Consider the following 22,130-nt stretch of genomic DNA (forward strand, 5'->3'; position numbering starts at 1 on the left):
TGCCTTCAGAATCTAGCGACTCCGAACCCTTAGGCCGCCCGATGCCCAGCGGACATCAACCGGCTCCGGACGAACGAACCACTCGGTTCAATGGATGAGGAAAACCAAATCTCTCAGGGAGGCATCGATGGGGAGCAGCTTCCCCTGAATGAATACCGGCTCGGCTGCGGAGAGGATCGTGAGATCCGAAAGCCCAACAAAGCCGAACAAAAGGTCAAACAATTCCAATGAGGAGACATGGCCACAGTTTACCCGACGTTATGGAATGGCGGCCCGACCATTCATGTAGCCTCCAGGATCATTAGACCCTGAACCCTTTGTGAAGCTGCGACGGACACTGAAGCTTCAATGTTCACAATAGACAGTCTGCCACCCGTCGCTGTCAAGTGTCACATTCCAGTCTCCCACCACGAAACACAGCGCATCGAGAAATCTCTTCGCTCCCTGTTGGTCCCGCGCTTACAGTGTCCCCGTGCAACTGGTCATCCTCCACTATCACTTCCGCACCGGAGGAGTCCGCCGTGTCATCGAGTTGGGGACCGCGGCGCTGTCCAGCGCATTGGGCTCCTCGCTTACGGAGGTAGTGCTGCTAGGAGGTGAAGCCCCTGCTTCACTCTGGCTCCGAATGTTCCGTGAACAGATCCGCCCAGCCAAGGTGCATCACCACATCGACTCCTCTCTGGGCTATCTCGCTGAACAGACCTCCCCCCTCCCTCGCATCCGCTCTCGCCTCAGAAACTTCTTCGACATGCTGGCCGGTCGGATCGATGTTTCGAACTGCCTGGTTTGGGCACACAATCTCGGGCTCGGTCGAAATCTGCTGCTGGCCCGCGAGTTGACTCAGTTCTGCGAACGGACGAATGTCCGACTCCTGCTGCATCACCATGATTGGTGGTTTGATCATCGGTGGAGTCGCTGGAGCGAGATGAAGAAAAGTGGCTATCGATCCATCCAGGAAGTCGCGAAAACACTCCTACCGAACAAACCATTCATCAGGCACGCGACGATCAATCATCGAGATTTCTCCGTCCTGAATCGGCACTTTCGTGGGAGAGTGGGGTGGCTGCCTAACCCCAGCTCGCCAGGCTCACCCCCCTCACCGGCACGACAACGACAGACCACCCGATGGATACAGAAATCATTAGATCAGCGTCCTGGTCCGATCTGGCTTTTGCCCTGCCGGATGCTCCGGAGAAAGAATGTTTGCGAAGCCCTTCTGTTGACCCGTTGGCTCCGTCCCGAAGCATGGCTGATAACGACCGCTGGCGTTAGCTCGGCCGATGAGTCTCGTTATGCGGAGCAGCTGGCACTTGCGGCTCAGAAATCAGGTTGGCATCTTCGCTTGAGCCTGCTGGACCACGCGGGTGAGAGAGCCCCCAGCGTGAGGGAACTGATGGCCGCCAGCGAAGCAATACTCCTGACCTCCATCCAGGAAGGATTCGGCCTCCCGTACCTCGAGGCAGCCGCGGCTCAACGTCCTTTGATCTGCCGCACACTCCCCAATGTCGCTCCGGATCTGGACCGTCTCGGGTTTCAGTTCCCGCAAGCGTACCAGGACATCCTCATCGACACGCATCTGTTCGATTGGTCCCGTGAGCAGGCGCGTCAGCAAGAGCGCTTCAAACAATGGCGAACAGCGCTTCCCCAACGAGTGCACAGTCTGGTTCATTCCCCAACCTGGCTGTCACGGGCCACCGCCCCATCATCCCTGCCGTTCAGTCGTTTGACATTGGAAGCTCAGATCGAGGTACTGTCCCAGCCCGTCGCCCAATCTTGGCGACGGTGCGCGCCGCTCAATCCCTTCTTGTCGAAATGGCGACGACGCGCGGCCGAGGGACGCCTGCAGTCGCCACCATGGCCAGCCCAGGCCGGACGCCGGCTTTCCGGAGCTGCCTACGCCGAGCGGCTGCTCCGTCTCGCCGAGACGGGTTCTCCGCCCGCCGCACCCGCCAGAGCCCCCAGGGCCAGAAACGTCGCGGATTCAATAGAATCACAACGCTGTCAGCACGAGTTTATCCGGACGGCCTCGCGCCCCGATTCCATGTTCCCCCTCCTCTGGACCCGCTGATATGAACCCACAAGCCATCATTTTCGACCTCTACAACACCCTGTTACGCGTAGCGCTGCCCAGGACCGATGCCGATGAAGAATGGACGAAGCTCTGCAGCGAGATGCTAGGGTCGCCTCCGCCTCGGTCTCACCTCGAGTTCTCCCTGGCCTGCCGGGAAGCGGTCTCGAAAAAACAACAAGAGGTCAGAGCGCAGGGAATCGCCTTTCCGGAAGTCGACTGGCCTCAAATAGTAGCCACAGCCTTGCCCGCCTTCAGCTCACTCTCATCTCATCAGCAACGAGAATTCATCCGACGGCAGATCGCCCTCGTTCACACGATCAGTCTCGTTCCGGAGGCGGTGGCCGTTCTGAAAAAGATGAGCGATCGCGGTGTTCTCCTCGGAATCGCCTCGAATGCCCAAGCTTACTCCCTCAATGAACTCGCGGATGAACTGGCTCCCCATGGCCTTGGACTCAACCTCTTCGCGAAGGAACTCTGCTTTTGGTCTTTCGAACATGGATTTAGCAAACCGGATCCTCATGTGTTTCGCATACTCACCGCGCGCCTAGGCGCACGAGGCGTCGATCCGGACCGCGTTCTGATGGTCGGAGACCGATTGGACAACGATGTTGAACCCGCTAGGTCCCAGGGGTGGATGACCTGGCATATCACTCCTTCCCTCGATGACAGCTGGAAAGAGCTTCATCTCGCACTCATCTCTAACCCCGTCTCCAGATGACCCCATCCTCCTCCGAACTCCTGGCATCCGTCCTCTTCGGACTCGCGGTGCTGCACACCTTCTCCGTGAAACGATTTGCCCACTGGGCACACCACTATCCTCCGGGATCCGTGCAGCATCAACTTCTGCATTTCCTGGCGGAGACCGAAGTCGTCTTCGGGCTCTGGGCAGCGGCTCTGTTCATGGGCATCGCTGGATTGAAGGGATCGATTCACGACGCCGTCGCCTATGTGGAGTCGCTCAACTACACCGAACCGAAGTTTGTCCTGGTGGTCATGGTCGTGGCCGCGACACGCCCAGTGGTTACGTTGGCCGAGCAGTGCATCTCGCTGGCTGCACGTTGGCTGCCGGTTCGCGAGGGCATCGGGTTCTATTTGGCAGCGCTGATCCTGGGTCCGCTGCTCGGTTCGTTCATCACGGAGCCAGCGGCCATGACGTTGCTGGCCCTGCTGCTGAAGCGTCGCTATTTTGATCGCGCCATCAGCCGAAGGCTGGCGTATGCCACCCTAGGCCTGCTTTTTGTCAACGTTTCGATCGGGGGCACGCTCACGCATTTCGCCGCTCCTCCGGTTCTCATGGTGGCGGCCAAATGGAATTGGGACATGGCGTTCATGCTGCAGACCTTCGGCTGGCGGGCCGCGGCCGCATGTGTCGTGTCGACCGTAGTCGTGGTTGGGCTCTTCCGAAAGGAACTCAGCGCCCTGGAGCCGGAGCGCCAGCCATCACGTCCCATCCCCGTGTGGTTGACGACCGCCCACCTGATGTTCTTGGCGGCAGTGGTGGGTTTCGCTCACCATCCCGATGTATTCTTCGGAGTGCTCATGCTCTTCTTGGGGCTGGTGACCGCCACACGCGAGCACCAGGACGACCTCAAACTTCGCGAGGGGCTGCTGGTGGGATTCTTTCTCGCCGGCCTGGTCACCCTTGGATCGCTGCAGGCCTACTGGCTTAAGCCACTACTGACCAGTCTTAGCGGAAGCGCCTTGTTCTTTGGCGCAACCGGACTCACTGCGCTCACCGATAACGCCGCGCTCACTTACTTGGGTTCGCTGGTCGAAGGACTCTCGGACGAACTCAAGTATGCCCTGGTGGCCGGGGCGGTGACCGGAGGCGGTTTGACGGTCATCGCCAATGCGCCCAACCCCGCCGGAGTAGGCATTCTGCGGGACGCCAAGGTCTTCGAGGACGAGGGCATCAGTCCGTTAGGCCTGTTCCTGGGGGCATTGATGCCGACCACTGTTGCCATTCTGTTCTTTTGGATCTTGCACTAGATCGTCATGGAGAATCGAAGCACAATTTCCTGGCACGAGTTGTCGACCGCAGAAGTCGCACGCCTGCTCGAGGTCGATTTTGCGGCCGGACTCTCGGCGGATGAGGTTTCGAGCCGACGCCAGAAGTCCGGCTTCAATCGCGTCACCTCTAGGCCCGCGACGCCGGCGTGGCTCAAATGGATGCGGCAGTTCAATCAGCCGCTGGTTTACATCTTGCTGGTGGCGGTCGGGGTCACGGCCTTCCTTGGCGAATGGGTGGATTCGTCGGTCATCTTCGGCGTCGTGCTGATCAATGCCGTGGTCGGTTTCCTGCAGGAGGCGAAAGCCGAGAAAGCGATCGAGGCGCTCGCCAAGATGGTCGCTACCGAAACCACCGTGCGGCGCGACGGACGGAAGTCGCGCATCCACTCGGAGCAACTGGTGCCGGGGGATGTGGTCCTGCTTCAGGCCGGCGACCGCGTGCCCGCCGACCTGCGCCTGTTCCAGGTGCGGAACCTGCAAGCGGATGAGTCTGCCTTGACCGGCGAATCGCTTCCCGTGACCAAGCATGTTGGCGCCCTCGCGCGGGACACGATCCTGGCTGATCGGAAGAACCTCGCCTACACCGGCACCCTCGTCACGAGCGGCGAGGCGGCAGGCGTGGTGTGGGCCATCGGAGACGAAACGGAAACCGGACGAATCTCGCATCTCATTTCCAGCGCGGTGGAGTTGTCCACCCCGTTGACGAAAAAAATCGCGCAGTTCAGCAAACTGGTGCTGTGGGTCATTGTTGGACTGGCAGTAGCCACCTTCGCGCTCGGTGTGGGACGAGGTGAGAAGCCAGTCGAGATGTTCATGGCGTCAGTGGCTCTGGCAGTTGGGGCAATTCCTGAAGGCCTTCCGGCGGCGGTCACCATTGTCCTGGCCATCGGCGTTTCTCGCATGGCCAAGCGGCAGGCCATTATCCGTAAGTTGCCCGCCGTCGAAACCCTGGGCAGCACCACCATCATCTGCTCCGACAAGACCGGCACCCTTACTGAGAACCAGATGACGGTACAGGAGATCTTCGCGGGGGGAAGGCTATACCAGGTGACGGGGGCCGGCTATGAACCCGCAGGTGAGATTCTCTTCGATGCGAAGTCGGCAAATTTGCAGGAACATCCCGCGCTCGCGGAATGCCTGCTCGCCGGAGTGCTGTGCAATGCGTCGCAACTCCTGCGCGAGGACGGACGACTCCGAGTCCAGGGCGACCCCACCGAGGCGGCGCTGCTCGTCGCCGCCGAAAAAGGCGGAGTCATTCACGCCGACGTGCACAGCCGGACGCCAGTCATTGACACGATCCCCTTCGAGTCCGAGCACATGTTCCGCGCCACCTTGCATGAAGCACGCGAGGGCCGGGTGATTTACAAAATCGGCGCGCTGGAACGATTGCTGGAACGTTGCACCGACGCGCTCGGGGATGACGGGGCGCTCACCACACTCGATAAAGACGCCGTCCACCGTGCCGCCGAGGCCATGGCAGTGAGAGGACTCCGCGTCCTGGCCATGAGCCGGCGTGAAGTGGAGTCGCACCACGCCAGCCTTGAGCACTCCCATGTGACGCAGGGATTCACCTTTCTGGGCTTGCAGGCGATGATGGATCCCCCGCGGCCGGCCGCCATCGCGGCCGTACAGCAGTGCCAGCGGGCTGGCATTGCCGTGAAGATGATTACCGGCGACCATCTTGTCACCGCGCGCGCCATCGCCGGCAAGATCGGGTTGAAAGGTCGAGAGGAGCACGGGAGCCTAGTCGCCTTGTCTGGACGGGAGTTAGAGGCGCTTTCCGATCAAGAGCTTCTCAATGTCGCTGAACACACCGCCGTTTTCGCTCGGGTCGCGCCCGAGCAGAAGCTGCGCTTGGTGAAAGCGCTGCAGGCCCGCGGGCATGTCGTTGCCATGACCGGCGATGGAGTGAACGACGCCCCGGCACTCAAGCAGGCCGACATCGGGGTGGCCATGGGCATCAGCGGAACCGATGTCGCCAAGGGTGCTGCGGCCATGATCCTCACCGATGACAATTTCGCCAGCATCCAAGCAGCCGTGGAGGAAGGCCGCGGAGTATTCGACAATCTGACCAAATTCATCGTCTGGACCCTGCCGACCAATGCAGGCGAGGCGATGATCCTATTGTCAGCGATCGTCCTGGGGACTCAGCTGCCGGCCGTGCCGGTGCAACTTTTGTGGGTGAACATGATGACGTCCATCCTGCTTGGGCTGATGCTGGTCTTCGAGCCCAAGGAGCACGACTTAATGGAGCGTCCACCTCGGCGGCCTGAGCGCCCACTGCTGACCTACCCACTGATCATGCGCACCGGGCTGGTGTCGCTCATCATGCTAGCCGGGGCGTTCTGGCTGTTCTACTGGGAGCTAAAAATGGAGGGTGAAACCCTGGCTGAAGCGCGCACCGCCGTCATCAACGTCATCGTGCTCGTGGAAATTGCTTACCTGTTCAGCTGCCGCTCCCTCAACCACTCCGTCTTTACCATTGGACTGTTCACCAATCGGTGGGCCATCGGTGGCGCGCTGGCAATGCTCTCCGCGCAACTCCTGTTTACTTACGCTCCGGTGATGAACAGGCTGTTCCACACCGCACCGATCAGCGCGGAATCCTGGCTGCGGATCATTCTGGTGGCGGTTGCCGCCTTTGCTGCGGTGGAGTTAGAAAAGTGGATCCGGTTCGGCGGGCGCCGCGGAGAGCATACCATCCCCGAATGAGACCCGTTTTACTTCAACCGTCCGTCCTCCATCTCGACGATGCGATCAAAGATTTCGAGGGCGCGTGCGTCGTGGGTGACGACGATGACCGCCGCGTTCTGCTCGTGCGCCACCTTGGCGAAAAGCTCCATCACCTGCCGACCCCGGTGACTGTCGAGCGCAGCCGTGGGCTCGTCGGCCAGAATCAAGCTCGGCTGGTTGGCTAGCGCGCGCGCCACGGCAATGCGCTGTTGCTCGCCACCAGATAGCGCATCCGGCAGGTTGTCGGCCCGATGAGCGACACCCAAATAGTCCAGCAATCCCATTGCACGCTGGCGGGCGACGTTGGAGGGAACATCGTTGATCTCAAGCGCCACTTGAACGTTCTCCCGCGCATCCAGGAACGGGATGAGATTGGCTTTCTGGAAAACGAAGCCAAGGTGCTGCCGCCGAAAGGCGCGCAGATCCACCAAGGCGGTTGGGCCATCCATCACCAACTTTCCACCGATGCGAATCTGGCCGGCGGTCGGCGGATTGATGAGCGCCATCGCGGTCAGCAAGGTGGACTTCCCCGCCCCGCTGGGGCCGAGCAAGGCCACAATCTCCCCACGCGCCACGCTGATCGTCACATCTCTCACAGCCACGACCTCGGTATGTCCGCGCCCATACACCTTCGTCAACCCGGTCGCCTCAACCCCGACGGATGGCTCAGTGGCGACGCTCATGTGGACAGGACGGTGTTAGCCTCGACGTTCAGCGCCTTCCAGATACCCAGAACACTCGCCAGCATCGATATCCCGAGGACGATAAACGCGAGCTGAATGAGATCGGGTGTCTCAATCACGACGAGGCGTGGAAAGTGCGGAAAGGCGAAGCTGCCCATCCACCAGGCAAGACCGTAGCCGAAAGCTCCCATGAGCAAAGCCTGCTGGAAGATGAGCCCCACAATGACGCGATTGCGCGCACCAATTAACTTCAGCAGGGCGATGTCACGGATCTTGTCGATCGTCAGGGTGTAAATGATGAGGGCGATGATGATGGTAGAAATGATGATGAGCAGCACGCGGAAGAGCCCAAGTTGACGCGTTGCTTTGTCGACCATGCCGGACAGCAGCAGATCCTTTTGTTGCTGGGTGGTGTACACAGTGATATCGGGCCAGGTCGAAAGGGTTGCAGCCACGCGCCCAGGCTCCTCGCCGGCCCGCAGTGTGACCAGCACCGCGCTGACCATGGGCGGGGCCAGGGCCGGAAGGCCGCTGGCTGGACCCACCGCTCGTTCGAGTAGCAGCGGTTGCACTCGTCCAATATCGAGACCTTCGGCGCGGGAGCGGCGGGATGCGCGTTCGAGGCGAACAGCCTCGCCCGGCATATCGAACTGAATCGCCATCGCATCGCTGACCGTGAAGAACGAAAGGCCATCGCCGCTCGATCCCACCATCCCCCGAGTGATACCCACGACCTGATAGATGTCCTTGCCAAGCTGAACTTTCTCGCCGATCGGAAGTCCCAATGTTTGGTCAGCAATCATTTCGTAGTGCGCCTGACCAAGCGGCCGACCCGCTTCCAAGGGAACCCAGCGGCCATTGTCTTCGGGCCACGACAGGCCTTGCACCACCATTCGCAACGGCCGGCCCAGGTGCTCGCGCTGGATGGTGTGCGACACGAACCGTCGTGCTCCGATGACGCCGGGAACCGCACGCACGCGGTCCTCTAAGGTGGCTGGCAGCCGAGAGACCTCGGCGAAGGGCCCGCGCGTGTTCCCCTGCACCACCCAGAGATCGGCGCCCACGCGATCCACAAGCAGCGTCGCTTCATAGATCAGCCCTCGATAAATCCCGCCCATGCCCATCACGATCATGAGCAACAGCCCGATGCCGATCGTTGTGAAGGCAAAACGGCCGAAATTGTGGCGCACATCTCGAAGGGCGAGGTTCATGGCGTGCTGACACGTTGCCCCTCCGACAGTGGCCCCTGCCGTACGGCAAGCGGTCGGATAATCTGTTCTCCCGCGGACAGACCCTGGACCACCTCGAGTGTTTGAGCCCCGCGTAGTCCCAGGGCAAGGTCCCGCCAGCGCGCTCTGCCGTGGTCGTTAACGAACGTGCCCGGCTTGCCTTCACGCCACACGACAAACGGTGCAGGTATGATCACAACACCGGACCGCCGCCCCGTTTCGATAAGCACTTCAGCGCGCTGCCCTACCGTCCAGTTGGACGGCAGTTGGCGCACTCGCACGTCCACCAAGAACTCACGCGTCTCTCGATCCGCTTCACGGCCCAGGCGTGCCAGTTCACCGACAAAGCTCCGGGCAGGCTCAGATCTAAAAACCACACGCGCAGTCTGGTTCGTGGCCAGGGTCGACATCGCCGTTTCATCCACCCAGGCGCTGATCCAGATTTCGTTCGTCGCGATGAGCTGCAGGAGCGAGCCACCCGGCATGACCACGCCACCAGGGTCGCGGTCGCGACGCGTGATGAGGCCGTCGTAGGGACTCCGAAGCTCGGTGAACGCCAGCTGCTCCCGGCGATACAGAAGGCTCTTCTCAGCCGTAAACACCTGGCTTTCGGCTTCAACAATGGTGGCCTGCGACCGCTTCAAATCCGCCTCAGCCAGCAGGAGAGATTCCACGGCTTTGTCGAAGTCAGATTGCGAGGCTACCTTGGTTGCCATCAGGTCCCCTACACGTTTGTGATCCAGCTGCGCTTGTTGGATCACCGCCCGGGCACGGGACTCATCGGCCCGGACCCGCTCGACGGTGGCTCGAGCTGACCCTAGCGCGGCTTCAGCGACAGCGACCTGCTGTTTGAGTTCCGCGTCGTCGAGCCGAGCGAGCAATTGCCCCGCCTTCACGGCATCGCCCTGGTCGACCAGCACCTCGGCCAATCGTTCCTGAATCCGCGGGCTGATGGTGGTCTTGATCCGCGCCTCCAACGTGCCCGTGCCCATGACTTCGCCATGAACTTCGCCGGTGAGGACAGTATGGACGGCAGCCAGGGACGGCCGGAACTTGATACGGTAAACGCCGAAAGCGACCACCACCAGAGCAGTCAACCACAGAAGCCCTCGCCGGACCAGCAGGCTCCTCCCGGGGGGCTGGCTGGTAGTACGTTCCGCGGCGCCCTGGGCGGAAGGCTTAGGAGTTACGGGGGCAGTGCTCATAGTTCACATCGAGGGGAAGGCGGGGTGGACACCCGACGCCGCCAGCCGAGCCAGGGCGTCAGGCCCGACGGGTTCCTCGGGTTGCCACGGCAGCCACGCAGTGCGGGTGGAATGCTGTTCCACCACCTCGCTCAAGTAGCGATGCTCGGCCTGCTCGCGGCGCTGGAGCAGTGGATCGCATGACCCGCTGCGGAGTAAACTTTGGTTAATCACCCAGCCGAACGGCTCAATGTGGGCGCGGCGCAAATCTTCCTGCAACGCCGCCGCCTCATGCACCGGTGTTGCCTCCGGCAAGGTCACCAGCAAGATGCGCGTAAATCCGGGATCGCGGAGCCGTTCCAGCAGGTGCAAGACCGCCTCTGGTTGGGAGCTGCGGGACTGACGTTGAAGTTCACGGTTGTACGCCTCGCTGGCATCGAGCAGCAGAAGTGTGTGGCCGGTGGGTGCGGTATCCAGCACCACAAAACGGTCGGCACCCTGCCCCACCTCGCGGGCGAATGCGCGAAACACAGCGATCTCTTCCGTGCAGGGCGAGCGCAAGTCCTCTTCCAAAAGAGCGCGACCGGCCTTGTCCATGGTTGCGCCCTGAGCGCGCATGACTTCCTGTTGATAGGCAGCCGTCTCGGCCAAGGGATCTATCTTGCTGAGCGTGAGGCCATCCACCTGCCCCGCCAGTGTCTGAGCCACATGCGCGGCGGGATCGGTCGTGCTCAAATGCACGGCATGGCCGCGTCGCGTCAGCATCACCGCGATGGCGGCAGCCACCGTGGTTTTGCCGACGCCCCCTTTACCCATGGTCATGATGACGCCGTTGCCCTGCCTTTCGAGGTCAACCACCAGGGACTCGAGGCTCTCCAGATGGGGTGGTGCCCACTCGATCTGGCACTGCGGAGCCGAAGCGACTTCCGCCTCCCCGTCCAACAATCCGCGCAAGCCGCCCAGTCCAAGGATGTTGATCGGTCGGAGCGGCACAACGAAACTCGGTAAACTGGCGATGAAATCCCGCGCGGATTCCAAGGCCGCTTCGCCGCGCTGCTGCATAGCTTGCGACGTCAAGTCGTCGGGACAGTTCGTTTCGAAGAGGCCGTTGATGACCAGCCACTGGTTACCCACGCCGAGGGCACGGAGTTCTTTCGAGGTCCGCTCCGCTTCGTGAAGAGCGGCCAACTGCGGACGACTGACCAGCACCAGCCTTGTGGCCGAGGGATCACCCAAAAGTGCGACGGTCCGTTCATAAACGGCGCGCTGCTTTTCCAAACCAGCCAAGGGACCAAGACAGGATGTGCCGCTCGTGTTCTTATCGAGGAACTGGTCCCACGCTTTCGCCAAACTCATCAAGCGCAGCGTGTGTCCGGTTGGCGCGGTATCGAAGACGATATGGTCGTAGTCCTTTGCCGCCTCCGGATCTCCGATCAAGCCGGAGAATTCGTCGAAGGCCGCAATCTCGATCGTACAGGATCCCGAAAGCTGCTCTTCCATGCTGCGTAGGGCCGCCTCCGGCAAAAGCCCCCTCATGGGACCTATCAATCGCTCCCGATAGGCCGAGGCTGCTTCGACCGGATTGATGTTCATCGCATCGAGTCCCGGCACACCCAGGATGGAGGTGGGTTGGTTTGTAAGTTTCGTCTCCAGCACCTCATCCAGATTGGACGCAGGATCAGTACTGACCAGCAATACGCGTTTGCCGGATTCGGCAAGTCTCAATGCCGTGGCGCAGGAAAGCGAAGTCTTACCCACGCCGCCCTTGCCGGTAAAAAACAGATAGCGTGTCGTGGACTGGGTATCACTCTGGTATAAAGGAAGCTTCACGACGTAGCCCCCGCTCCATCAGCGAGGACCGCATGCGCCAATGTCACGCGCTCTTCATGGGTCAGGTAGCGGCCTTTCAAGTACACCGCGCCATCCAGCAAAACTACCGGCAGAGCCTCCGTGCCCTCTTGGTCAATCATGGCCTTGACGATTGGATTCTGCACGAACGCCATCGGCTGCTGTCCCATGTTGTAGCGCTCCACCTTCACGCCCTTCTGCCCCAGCTCAGTGAGCAGGGCGGCAAAGCTCACCAGCGCGGGATCAATTACAGTGCCGCAGAGACCGGTCGAGCAGCACATCGGCGGATCAAAGACTTGGATGGTTTTCATAGGGTGGACATTTCCATTGCAAATTGCGGTTATTGGGCCCCCAGACTTCGCCTCCCCAGTCCCCGGTGCTGGCGTTCACGGCCTCGATGCACTCAAATAAGTTGAGCACGCCAGGCATCCGCAGTCGGCGAAAGACTAACAAGCCAGGTTTCTCATCCTCCGGAAGACCGGCATTGCACGATTAGTTCAGGTGCCTAGAGGATCAATAGCCGATGGGTAAGGACTCAGCTCCACAGGGTTTGTCCGATGCCAAACGCGGCTTGTGAAACGGATTTCGAGCCAGCGGATGTCGACTGGCTTTTCTAGCACGTGAACGACCCGCAATTCCCGCATTCGCACAAGTCACGAGCGAGCTTGAGATTTCCTTGTCCGAGCTTGAGCAGACCTGTTACAGGCTATGAATATGACACGTCCCTGGCGCCTCTGTGTTTTTGCGATCAGCCTGGCAGCGACCGTTTGGGTTCCAGCGGCCGAGCCCGCGGCGTTTAATCCAAAGATTGAACCGGCGTCCGATGCCCCCGAAAAAGCGATGCGAGCGATGAAGTTGCCGGAGGGTTTTGGCATTGAGTTGTTCGCCGCAGAACCGATGGTGTCGAGTCCAGTGGGGATTGCAGTGGATGAAAAGGGCGCGGTTTACGCGGCGGAAACCTTCCGGCATGGGACGTCGGTGCGAGGACACTTTGAGTGGCTGGAGGACGATCTGGCGGCGCGGACCGTGGAAGATCGTGTTGCCTTCACGCGCCGTCTCGCCCCGGACATCAGCCTTTACACTCGGGAGCACGAGCGGGTGCGGATGTTGGTAGACACGGATGGGGACGGGCGGGCAGACCGGTCCACGGTGTTTGCGGATGGGTTCAACGACATCGCGGCAGGGTTGGGGGCTGATGTGATGGCGCGACGAGGGAAAGTCTATTTCGCGTGCGTGCCGGACTTGTGGCTGTTGGAGGATAAAGATGGGGATGGGCGGGCTGATGACCGGAAGAGTCTGCACCATGGGTATGGCGTTCATATTGGTTACACGGCCCACGACCTCCACGGATTAGAGATGGGGCCGGACGGAAAGATCTATTTCACGATGGCGGATCGGGGAATGCATGTAGTTCATGAAGGAAAAACGTTTCCTTACCCGGATACTGGCACGGCGCTGCGCTGCAATCCGGACGGATCTGAATTGGAGGTCTTTGCCATCGGATTGCGCAACCCGCAGGATTTGGCCTTTGATGAGTTTGGCAACTTGTTCACCGGCGACAACAACGCCGATGGGGGTGACAAAGCGCGGGTGGTTTACATCGTGGAGGGCGGGGACAGCGGCTGGCGGATTGGGTATCAGTTTATCCCTCCGGCCAACCGGCCATGGAACGCCGAACGGTTATGGCATCTCCCATTCTCGGGGCAGGCGGCGTATTTAATTCCGCCCATTGGGCATTTGGCGTCCGGGCCGTCGGGGCTGGAGTATTATCCTGGATTGGGTTTTGGGGACGAGTATCGGGGATCGTTCTTTCTTTGTGATTATCGCTATAGCCCCTCAGCAAGCACGCTGTTTCGCTTTACGGTGCAGACCCAAGGCGCGGGGTTTGGAATGGGGCTGGTGGAGAATTTCTTGAAGGGATCGGTGCCGACGGACGTGGAGTTCGGACCGGACGGCTGTTTGTACGTGTCGGAGATGGACGGCGCGCCGCCTTCAGTCAATCGAGGTCGCGTGTATCGGGTATTTGATCGGGCGCGGCGAACGGACGCCGCGGTGATGGAGACGAAGGCGCTGTTTGCGGCGGGTTTCGAGTCGCGATCCGAAACGGAATTGGAGAAGTTGTTAGCCCACTCGGACATGCGTGTTCGGTTGGAGGCGCAGTTTGCGCTGGCGGAACGGGGAGCGGCAACTGTGTTGACGCGGGTGCTTCAAGACTCGTCGCATCGACTGGCCCGGCTGCACGCCATCTGGGGCGTTGGACAACTGGCGCGCAAGGCGGCCTCGGCCGCCACGCCGCTCACTGGGGTTTTGAGCGATCGGGATCCGGAGGTGCGGGCGCAGGCAGCCAAGGTGTTGGGTGAAGCCCGCTGTCTTGCGGCATTCGAAGCGCTGGCGGCGCGGTTGAAGGATGAGAATCCTCGAGTGCGATTCTTCGCGGCGCTGAGTTTGGGAAAACTGGGGCGAATCGAAGCCATCGGCCCGCTCCTGGGTATGCTGCGGGAGAACACGGGAAACGATCCATACCTCCGCCACGCAGGCGTGATGGGTCTGGCTGGGATGGGAACGCCGGAGAAACTTTTATCGGCAGTTCGCGGCGCTTCGGGCGCGGAGCGGATGGGCGTGTTGTTGGCACTACGCCGCCTGCAGCACCCTGGTGTCTCGGAGTTCTTGGGCGACTCGGATCCGCTCATCGTGGTGGAGGCTGCACGGGCCATCTACGACATGCCGATTACTCCGGCGCTGCCGGCTTTGGCGGGATTATGGGATAGCGCGAAGGGGGGCTTGGCTCGCGTGGGAGACGATAGCAGCGCGCTGATGCGCCGCGTCATCAGCGCCAACTACCGACTAGGCGAGGCGGAACACGCGCAAGCATTAGCCCGCATCGCCACTGACGCGGAGTTGACGTCCGGTTTACGAGAGGAAGCCATTGATTTGTTGACGCGCTGGGCCAAGCCTTCAGGTCGCGACTCCTACCTGGGGATTTGGCGGCCCTTGCCCCCGCGTCCAGGACGAATTGCCCGGGAAGCGCTTCAAGGGTCGGTGGGGAGCCTGTTGCGTCAAACCGCGGAAATTGCGGTTGCAGCAGCGCGATTTGCCGGCGAGCACGGTGTGAACGAAGCCAGCGAGGCGCTCTTTGACGCGGTGCAGGCCGCGGGACGTCCGCCGGAACTGAAAGTGGCGGCGTTGAAAGCGTTGGAGCAGCTGGGGAGCAGGCGTTTGACCGAGGCGGTGATGCTGGCGACGGAAGCTCCCCATGCGGCGGTGCAGGCCGAGGCCAGCCGACTGATCCCCAAGATAGCCCCCGACAAAGCCGTTGAATTATTGGAAAAGTCGTTAAGGAGTTCCTCCATTCGCGTTCAGCAAAGCGCCCTGACGGCCTTAACCGCATTGCCGGTATCGCGAGCGGATGAGGTCCTGATCTCCCTTTTTGAGAAGATGGAGAAAGGAGAGCTGCCGCCCGAGCTGCATCTGGAACTCTTGACGGCAATGGAAGAACGAAAAACCTCAGAACTAAAGACACGACTGGCATCGCGCGCGCGGGGTCTCTCCCCCACGGATCCACTGGCGGGGTATCGGGAGACGCTGGCCGGAGGGGACGCGGGCCGGGGACGAAAGCTTTTCTTCGAGAAAGCGCAGGCGCAATGCGTGCGCTGCCACGTTGCAGAGAGAACCGGAGGCGAAGTTGGCCCCGACTTGTCGGCACTGGGCAAGCGAGCCAATCGGGAACAGATATTGGAATCACTCCTGGATCCGAACCGCACGATTGTTCCAGGCTATGCCAACGTCGAACTAACCCTTAAGGACCAGGAGAGCGTCACAGGAGTGTTGAAGAGCGAAGGGGCCGAAGCGCTAGAACTGGTGGATTTGAGTGGAAACAAAGTCCGAGTACCCAAGGATCATATTGTCGGGCGCCGGGAGGGTCTCTCCTCGATGCCAACAAATATGGCGGAGTTTTTGACCAAGGCCGAGATACGCGATTTAGTGGAGTTCCTCGCGAATTTAGGAGTTCCAAAGATTCGGTGAAATTCTCTGGACCCAGGACTCTGCGCCGCCACATCAAGAGTGGTTTGATGGACCGAGCATGGGCAGCTGAGGGGCTCGAGGCGATCACAACTCGGCTGGGCACCTGTCACCTGATCACATCTGCACCACACCTCGAGCGATGCCATGAGCGTCAAGTCGAGGCAGGCCCCAATCATCACCGGTTCGAGATACCCCCTTTGATGTGATCCGAACTTTGGGCTTTCGGAGTAGCGGCGGATGAACTATACATGCTCGGTTCCGGAGCTGGGTGCCGATCTCTTGGCACGAAGGATTCCAGGATACACTCGCAGGGCTAACCTAGGCTGTTCATGACGTATGTTGTACAAGCGCTTATTATTCAGATTGGGACTTGGGAACTTCACAACCTCACTGGTATGCACCGCGTCAATTCTTGGCACTGTGGCTTCCGGGGCTGCGCTCTTCGAAGACGTACCCGCGCTGTCATCAGAGGCCCGCAGCTTGCTCGTCGCCTACTATGATGGCCGAGTCGGCATTCTGACCGACGGCTCTCATCGCGTGCTTTCCTGGACGCCGGTCGACGGCAATGGGATGCCCCTCGCGTCCATGGTAGTCACCCAGAGCGGTTCCGGGCTCGACTTCATCACCTCCGATGGGTCGGGCAAGTTGGCCTTCTCATCGACGGATGGAAGCACCAGCCGCCAGCTCCAGGGCAGGCTGGTCGTGACAGCGGGCACTGCCTATACCATCCTTTGGAAAGGCTCCCACTCCACTCCAGCTCCGTTCCAAGGTCAGGGCAACTATGTCTACAACATCGGAAATGAGCTCAATCATCAACGTCAGGTCGCGTCGGGCGTGCCCGCAGTCGAGTTGTACGATGGTTCCACCACCCATCGGGGCACGGTGAACGTCAATGTGATCGACAACGCCACCACGGTGTGGTCGACTATCTATAATGGGCGCACTCATCAAGCCTACGCGGATGGGTTCAACTTGGGAATTCCCGGCACTCCCAACTACAACGTCCCAGCGAACCCCGTTATTTTCATCGGAGCTTTCAATCCGGATGGCTTCAACTTCAACGGCCGACTGAGCGACCTGATTATCTTCAAAGGAGCGTTAGGCGAAACCGATCGCCTTCTACTGGAACAACACCTCACCAAGCCCGAGCTTGCCATCACGCGACTCGAGTCGGCGGCCCGTCTCGTTTGGCCGGCGTCCGCCGGACAGTTCGTGCTCGAGGCAGCAACCAGCGTTGAAGCACCTGATTGGAAGCCGGTGCCGATCACACCCATCTTGACGCGTGGGAAATGGGCCGTCACCAACTCGACATCGGAGGCCCGCATGATTTTCCGCCTAGTGCCATGAGCCAGGTTGGACGCGGGGCAGCCCTATGGAGCGCGGTGGCACGACCTCAGCATTGCCCACAAGTTCAGAAGATATTCGACCCCTATCCCAACGGGATAACGCCTCCAAGCCCAGGGTTGCGAGGCACGAGCTACCCTGGGAAAAAGCCCCATCTAATCCAACCCCAAGGTGAGTTGCGAATTTTCACCCGCTCGTTCGAGAGCCGGGATAGACCCGAGAGCCGGCATGGGGTGAACCACGGATTTCTCGGATGACACGGATTATAAACCAGGTTCCTGAATTGATCGATGGGTAATGGCGATCTTCAGGTGGAAAGTGCCCATGCTTTTCCATCCGTGTCATCCGAGAAATCCGTGGTCACCGTTGGCGTTTCTAGTCTGAAGTCTGATCCGCAACCCACCTTGGGGTTGTCCGAATACGCACAACTCACCCAGGGTAGGCGCTCGTGCCTCACGCCGACCCTGGGCTTTGCGGCGGAATCCCTTCGGGATACGGCGCGGCAATCGGGTCTGCAGACCGAAAAGATGCGGGTAATGCTCAGGGCAAGACACCGCCTTCCCTGTACCGTCCACCAGGGCTTTGGGGGATTACAAGGTTACCAGCGCAGACGCCCGGCTCTCTTGACACAAATTTTCAAGCTCAACTGCCTGAAAACTTCGTGTACCAATTCTTCCGGCCGCTCGCCGTCCAGCCGGACGGGAGGATTGTTGTCGGGGGCTACTGAAGTCTACAGGGCGAGGCTGGATCACGGTTCCTCGCACGACTAAAACCGAACGGCTCCCTAGATCAGAGCTTCAACCCAGTTGGGATTACTTGTGAATGGGGTGGGGACGCTATTTTCAAGGCCTGACGCGTAGGCGCATGAAAAGCTCAGGCACTCCCATCGGCAATTCCGCCCAATAGAGGTCGGTATTGGAGACCTTGCCCTGGGGTACATTCTGAGTCCACGGGGTTTTTGTTAGGGAGGGCGTCGCCTGAGGTTCGAGGCGATAGGCGTTCCCGGTGCCCAGGGCGGCATTCGCGGCGCTGAGACGGTATTCCATTCGGAGGTAACCCTTCTTCGGTGCCAGTCGCGGAGCCCGCGCGGCGGCGGGATCGGTGCCGCCCGCGGAGCTGTTCAGAAGGGGATTCGTGCCGCAGAGGAACTCCACAACATTGACGAAGCTGTCCCCGTCTGGATCTGCGTTGGGCTCGCCGGACGGCCCAGCCAGGGACGGGTACTGCCCCCGCCAGACGCTGTAAGCGTGACCCTCGCTGTGGTAACTGAGAATGGTGAGTTGCGTAGGGCTCCCCACGGGCAGCGGCAGCGCGAGGGCACCGCCGTAAGCACCATATTCCACCGGGAAAATCGACGCGGCGTCATAGACAGCAAATCCAAACCGATACGTCCCTTCCTGGTAATCGGTACCCACATTGAAGGTGGTGCTCCACGTGCCGTCCTGAGCCGTTCCGGCAGTGCGGGTCATGAAGCGAGTTCTCTGGGAGGAGGGGCGGTCGGAATCCTGGAATCGAAGCTCCACCTTACTCACCCCCACGTCGTCGGTGACCCGCGCGGTGATCGTAACGGGCACGGAGGTGAATTCGACGGGTCTGATCTCCAGCGGTGACAACGTGTTCGACATCAGTACCGGCCTCGCCGCTTCTACCGGCCCCGTGTTTTGCACCGTAAGCTCATCGGAAACGCCTCCGGGAAATGGCAGACCTCCAAATCCATAAACAGACTCGCGTGCCTGACCATCCAGGCTGACTACCCTCCAGCGATAGGTCCCGGGAGCGATGTAACGCGGCACCGTAGCTCCGATGGTCTCTTCCACCGGAGTGGCCGGGTAGGGTGGACTGCCGGAGAAAAACGGGATGTCGAGGGTGTTCTCGCCCCGCGCATTGATCAGAAACAGCCGGGCGCCTCTCAGGCCGGAAGGAGTATCGTGGACGGTGACCGTGGCAATGACCTGCTGCGAAGCCGCAGTCACATTCACCGAGCTGCGCGAGAACGAAATCGCGGTGACCACCGGCCCCGACGTGTCAGCGGATCCCGTATTCACCACGGTGAGCGTGGGCTGAGCGGCCGGCGGCGGCACAAGCCCGCTGCCTTGAACGTAGGTCCGCCCTCGGTTGGAGCGGTCGAAAACCTCATAGCGAATTCTCCACTCTCCCGCCGGGGAGAAGGGGGGGAGCTTCACGGTTCGGCGCCAGGTGCCCGACTGTCGGTTGCCGGAAATGATCGTGGAGGCGTTAAGGGAGTGGTATTGCACCGAGCCCGTGGGAGGAACCAGGCCCACCCGAATGTCCTGCAGTTCGCGATCGTCGGAGGCTTGCACGGTGACGACCAGGTCCTGCTCCGTGCCGCCCGAAGTCACTGGATTGGGAGTAACCGATCCGGAGATGAGCACCGGCCACTGGGTATCGGCCACCCCGGAATTCACAAAGGTGACCGAACTCGTGGAGCCCGCAGGGAGCGCGGGATTGCCCGGGCCGCCGTAAACGGTCTTCACGTTGTTTTGATCCGTCAATTCTACCATTACCTGCCACTCCCCGGGCGCCCGTCCCTGGGCGAGGAAGATCTCCCGGGAGAAGGTGCTGCCCGAGTAGGAAGGAATGGGTGCTGGATAACCCAGATCCACGAAGCTAACCACTTTGTCACCGGCCGCATTGACGAAATTCACGTAGGCCAGTTTGAGCAGACCAGGAGCCGTGAACTGAATCTCAACGCCAATCTTCGGACTGCCGGTGGTTATGTCCACGCTGCTGGCGGCGAGGGTCACTCGTTGCAGGGAGGGTGCCTGAGCCAAAACCGTCGTCACCGGCAGGACAACGGCTAGCAAGGCCAAGAGCCACGGATAAGCCGGACGAGAGTAAGATATACCCATCTCTGCACCCTAGCGGCTCGGAGAGTTACCAGCGAGTCTTTTTCTGCGGCTGATAGAAGGATTATGGGCAATCTCATGGACCGCGCAGCCGAAAAAAGGCCGTGTCCTCGAATGGGATGAACTGCGGGCTAATCGTCGCGTTCCCGGGAAGGTCTTCCCAAGCTTCCGGATTGTTCGCGATGGTTTTCAATCGCTGGAGGGTGTATCCTTGACCGTTCCAGTAAAGCACAACGCCCGCGCCGTCCACCACCGCGCGCAGCAGCGGAGGTAAGGCCTGAGGCCGGAGCGCGCTCAACGCGCAACCAAACACGATGTCAGGGCTGCCGCGACTGTAGTTGTGGACCTCCACCGCGAGCACATTCTCAGCGGCCAATAATCCTTCGAGAAGCCCAGGCTCAACTGTAAACACTTGGGGACAGTCTGGCGTTGCATCGCCACCGCATCCGTAACTCGTCGCCAACGTTTGATTCGATACCACCATCGACGATGTCAGGTGCAGCCGGTGAATCTCCCTTCCGTTGAGGTAAAACACCGCTCCATCGTCGAGGAAGTTCGAAAACACCAGGGAAACACCGGACCGCTCGCCCTCGAATGGGAACCGGGTTCGGAAGTAATAGGTAACAGGGAGCCGTCCCCCGATCCCGGGTGGGAGCAATGTGCTTTTTGGGGATACCGGATTGGCCGCGTCCTCGACGTATAACAGCCCCGAACCGGAGCCGAGCCAGTCGTCCTCGGAATGGGTCGGCGCGGTCCAGTCCACCGCGTCAAGGTTGTTGGTGGTATAGGTCCAGACCTGAGTCATGCCGAACACCGGCGTCGCCTGCCAGCCGGCAGAACTGGAATTGTGGAAGCGGCAGGCCACTTCATTGGTCTCTCTCGTTGAGACCGAGCGCGCTCGAAAGTAGTAGAAACGATCGGGGGCAAGATCGCGAAGGGTGACGACATGTCGCGTCATCAGACGGATCTCCGATCGATGCGAGCTTCCGTAGGCGGATGTCAGTCCATAGTCCACCTCGGTCGAGGCCGGAGCGGCGGTGCGCCAGGTCAATGTCGCCGTGCCTCCGCCAATATCCACATCCAGATCCAGCAGGCCGCGGTGGTAAGGGGGAGCCGCGACCCCAAAATGGCTTCCGATGTAACGCTCGCGGCCCCGAGATCCCACGTAGCTTGAGTGGTTGACTGCCATGGGATTTCCCTCGCAATCGGACCGATACAGCGCGACGGATCCCCCGCCGTCCATGTTGATCGCATCGGCAGCACCAAACTGGATCATCCACGCGGCGGATTCGGCATCCAGGGCGCCCTCACTATAGCCCGACTGCCTTCCATCGATGGTCATGACGAAGAGGTATCGTTTGTCACCAGAGACTCCGAAAACCGTGCGCGGCTGGGGATCATGGATGGAGCTGTCGGGATAAGCGCTCCGAGCCACGGCACCGATGTTCACCCCGTTACTCAGAATGGGATAGTACCCCGATACGGCCGTGTAGATCCCCTCGAGACTGGCTCCCGGGGGGCGGTTGTGGAAGGCGACGATCGGTTGGTTGTTGGTGGTGAATAGGATGGCAGCGTGGCGGCCGTTAGAGTCGGGACCCGATTCCGGCAGAGAGACGACCGCCCCGGTGCAGACCTGCAAGCCGTAAACCCATCCCGGGACACCCTCGGAGCCGACATCGGTTCCACTATTCGAGTCGTAGAAATTGCAATTGGAAGCAACGGCAAGTTTTTGTTCCTTGAGAAAATTGCTCACGCTGAGGAAGAGCGTTTCGCGGGTTCCACTCACATAGTTCGGTGCGGGAGGCGTGGTAAAAAGCCGGACATCGGGATCCTGTAGATCGACCCGAAAGCAATGGGCCACCTGTCGTCGCGGGATAGTGATGTCAGCGATGTTCGTTCCAACCGAGTGGTCAATTCCCTTGAAAGCCGGCACCCACGGGCTGAGTAGCATCTCACCCCGCGCCGCACTCAGATACACGAGGCATCCGAGCCCCAGCAGTAGTCCGCTGATACTTCGTTGCATCATGCTGAAACTGCCATACTGCCGCGTCCCTGGGAACGGATTTCATGTGCCAAAATGGTTACGTCCCTCCAAACCGATCGAGCATCGCCCATCTCAATTCCAAAATAAGAACTAC

14 protein-coding genes are annotated in these 22,130 nt (G+C 60.5%); 7 read left to right on the forward strand and 7 right to left on the reverse strand.

Going from position 1 to position 22,130, the window contains the following annotated elements; genetic code table 11:
- Positions 1 to 90 precede the first annotated feature (90 nt).
- From JNN07_21305 to JNN07_21325, 5 genes are all read left to right on the forward strand, one after another.
- Positions 91 to 231, forward strand: coding sequence for a hypothetical protein (locus tag JNN07_21305; GenBank protein ID MBL9170287.1), 141 nt, complete (start codon positions 91 to 93; stop codon positions 229 to 231).
- 241 nt (positions 232 to 472) lie between these two features.
- The gene (locus JNN07_21310) at positions 473 to 2,068 is read left to right on the forward strand and encodes a hypothetical protein (GenBank protein MBL9170288.1); all 1,596 of its coding nucleotides are present in this window, start codon (positions 473 to 475) and stop codon (positions 2,066 to 2,068) included.
- Position 2,069: 1 nt separating this feature from the next.
- Positions 2,070 to 2,789 (forward strand): HAD family hydrolase, encoded by a 720-nt coding sequence (locus tag JNN07_21315; GenBank protein ID MBL9170289.1) that lies wholly within the window; start codon positions 2,070 to 2,072, stop codon positions 2,787 to 2,789.
- Positions 2,786 to 4,060, forward strand: coding sequence for a putative Na+/H+ antiporter (locus JNN07_21320; protein MBL9170290.1), 1,275 nt, complete (start codon positions 2,786 to 2,788; stop codon positions 4,058 to 4,060). Before JNN07_21315 ends, JNN07_21320 begins: the two co-directional genes overlap by 4 nt.
- Before the next feature lie 6 nt (positions 4,061 to 4,066).
- The gene (locus tag JNN07_21325; GenBank protein ID MBL9170291.1) at positions 4,067 to 6,793 is read left to right on the forward strand and encodes a cation-transporting P-type ATPase; all 2,727 of its coding nucleotides are present in this window, start codon (positions 4,067 to 4,069) and stop codon (positions 6,791 to 6,793) included.
- A gap of 8 nt (positions 6,794 to 6,801) precedes the next feature.
- On the opposite strand, the gene JNN07_21330 is transcribed toward JNN07_21325, so the two are convergent.
- Genes JNN07_21330 through arsD form a run of 5 tightly spaced genes read right to left on the reverse strand, consistent with a single transcriptional unit; the run spans position 6,802 to position 12,069 of the window.
- On the reverse strand, positions 6,802 to 7,497 hold the full coding sequence (locus tag JNN07_21330) for an ABC transporter ATP-binding protein (GenBank protein ID MBL9170292.1): 696 nt from the start codon (positions 7,495 to 7,497) through the stop codon (positions 6,802 to 6,804).
- Positions 7,494 to 8,708 carry a hypothetical protein gene (locus JNN07_21335; GenBank protein ID MBL9170293.1) on the reverse strand — a complete coding sequence of 405 codons (1,215 nt, stop codon included), beginning with the start codon at positions 8,706 to 8,708 and terminating at the stop codon, positions 7,494 to 7,496. The genes JNN07_21330 and JNN07_21335 overlap by 4 nt, the downstream gene beginning before the upstream one ends.
- Positions 8,705 to 9,931 carry an efflux RND transporter periplasmic adaptor subunit gene (locus tag JNN07_21340; GenBank protein MBL9170294.1) on the reverse strand — a complete coding sequence of 409 codons (1,227 nt, stop codon included), beginning with the start codon at positions 9,929 to 9,931 and terminating at the stop codon, positions 8,705 to 8,707. Before JNN07_21340 ends, JNN07_21335 begins: the two co-directional genes overlap by 4 nt.
- A 3-nt stretch (positions 9,932 to 9,934) precedes the next feature.
- Positions 9,935 to 11,740 (reverse strand): arsenical pump-driving ATPase, encoded by a 1,806-nt coding sequence (gene arsA / locus JNN07_21345; GenBank protein ID MBL9170295.1) that lies wholly within the window; start codon positions 11,738 to 11,740, stop codon positions 9,935 to 9,937.
- Positions 11,737 to 12,069 carry an arsenite efflux transporter metallochaperone ArsD gene (gene arsD, locus JNN07_21350; protein ID MBL9170296.1) on the reverse strand — a complete coding sequence of 111 codons (333 nt, stop codon included), beginning with the start codon at positions 12,067 to 12,069 and terminating at the stop codon, positions 11,737 to 11,739. The genes arsA and arsD overlap by 4 nt, the downstream gene beginning before the upstream one ends.
- 397 nt (positions 12,070 to 12,466) lie before the next feature.
- Here arsD and JNN07_21355 point away from each other — a divergent pair, with 397 nt between their 5' ends.
- Both JNN07_21355 and JNN07_21360 read left to right on the forward strand, forming a co-directional pair.
- On the forward strand, positions 12,467 to 15,781 hold the full coding sequence (locus tag JNN07_21355) for a HEAT repeat domain-containing protein (GenBank protein ID MBL9170297.1): 3,315 nt from the start codon (positions 12,467 to 12,469) through the stop codon (positions 15,779 to 15,781).
- A 420-nt stretch (positions 15,782 to 16,201) separates the two neighbouring features.
- A complete protein-coding gene (locus tag JNN07_21360; GenBank protein MBL9170298.1) occupies positions 16,202 to 17,128 on the forward strand; it encodes a hypothetical protein in 927 nt (308 codons plus the stop codon).
- Positions 17,129 to 17,967: 839 nt separating this feature from the next.
- Here JNN07_21360 and JNN07_21365 read toward each other — a convergent pair.
- Both JNN07_21365 and JNN07_21370 read right to left on the reverse strand, forming a co-directional pair.
- A complete protein-coding gene (locus JNN07_21365; GenBank protein ID MBL9170299.1) occupies positions 17,968 to 19,995 on the reverse strand; it encodes a hypothetical protein in 2,028 nt (675 codons plus the stop codon).
- Positions 19,996 to 20,068: 73 nt separating this feature from the next.
- Positions 20,069 to 22,018, reverse strand: coding sequence for a phosphodiester glycosidase family protein (locus tag JNN07_21370; GenBank protein ID MBL9170300.1), 1,950 nt, complete (start codon positions 22,016 to 22,018; stop codon positions 20,069 to 20,071).
- Positions 22,019 to 22,130: the final 112 nt, after the last annotated feature.

This window comes from Verrucomicrobiales bacterium (assembly GCA_016793885.1).
Classification (GTDB): Bacteria; Verrucomicrobiota; Verrucomicrobiia; order Limisphaerales; family UBA11320; genus UBA11320.

Coding starts and splice junctions, on each gene's coding strand:
- JNN07_21365 (MBL9170299.1), bottom strand. CDS start 19,995: ATGGGTATATCTTACTCTCGTCCGGCTTATCCGTGGCTCTTGGCCTTG.
- JNN07_21330 (MBL9170292.1), bottom strand. CDS start 7,497: ATGAGCGTCGCCACTGAGCCATCCGTCGGGGTTGAGGCGACCGGGTTG.
- JNN07_21340 (MBL9170294.1), bottom strand. CDS start 9,931: ATGAGCACTGCCCCCGTAACTCCTAAGCCTTCCGCCCAGGGCGCCGCG.
- JNN07_21315 (MBL9170289.1), top strand. CDS start 2,070: ATGAACCCACAAGCCATCATTTTCGACCTCTACAACACCCTGTTACGC.
- JNN07_21305 (MBL9170287.1), top strand. CDS start 91: ATGGATGAGGAAAACCAAATCTCTCAGGGAGGCATCGATGGGGAGCAG.
- JNN07_21335 (MBL9170293.1), bottom strand. CDS start 8,708: ATGAACCTCGCCCTTCGAGATGTGCGCCACAATTTCGGCCGTTTTGCC.
- JNN07_21325 (MBL9170291.1), top strand. CDS start 4,067: ATGGAGAATCGAAGCACAATTTCCTGGCACGAGTTGTCGACCGCAGAA.
- JNN07_21355 (MBL9170297.1), top strand. CDS start 12,467: ATGAATATGACACGTCCCTGGCGCCTCTGTGTTTTTGCGATCAGCCTG.
- arsD (MBL9170296.1), bottom strand. CDS start 12,069: ATGAAAACCATCCAAGTCTTTGATCCGCCGATGTGCTGCTCGACCGGT.
- JNN07_21320 (MBL9170290.1), top strand. CDS start 2,786: ATGACCCCATCCTCCTCCGAACTCCTGGCATCCGTCCTCTTCGGACTC.
- JNN07_21370 (MBL9170300.1), bottom strand. CDS start 22,018: ATGATGCAACGAAGTATCAGCGGACTACTGCTGGGGCTCGGATGCCTC.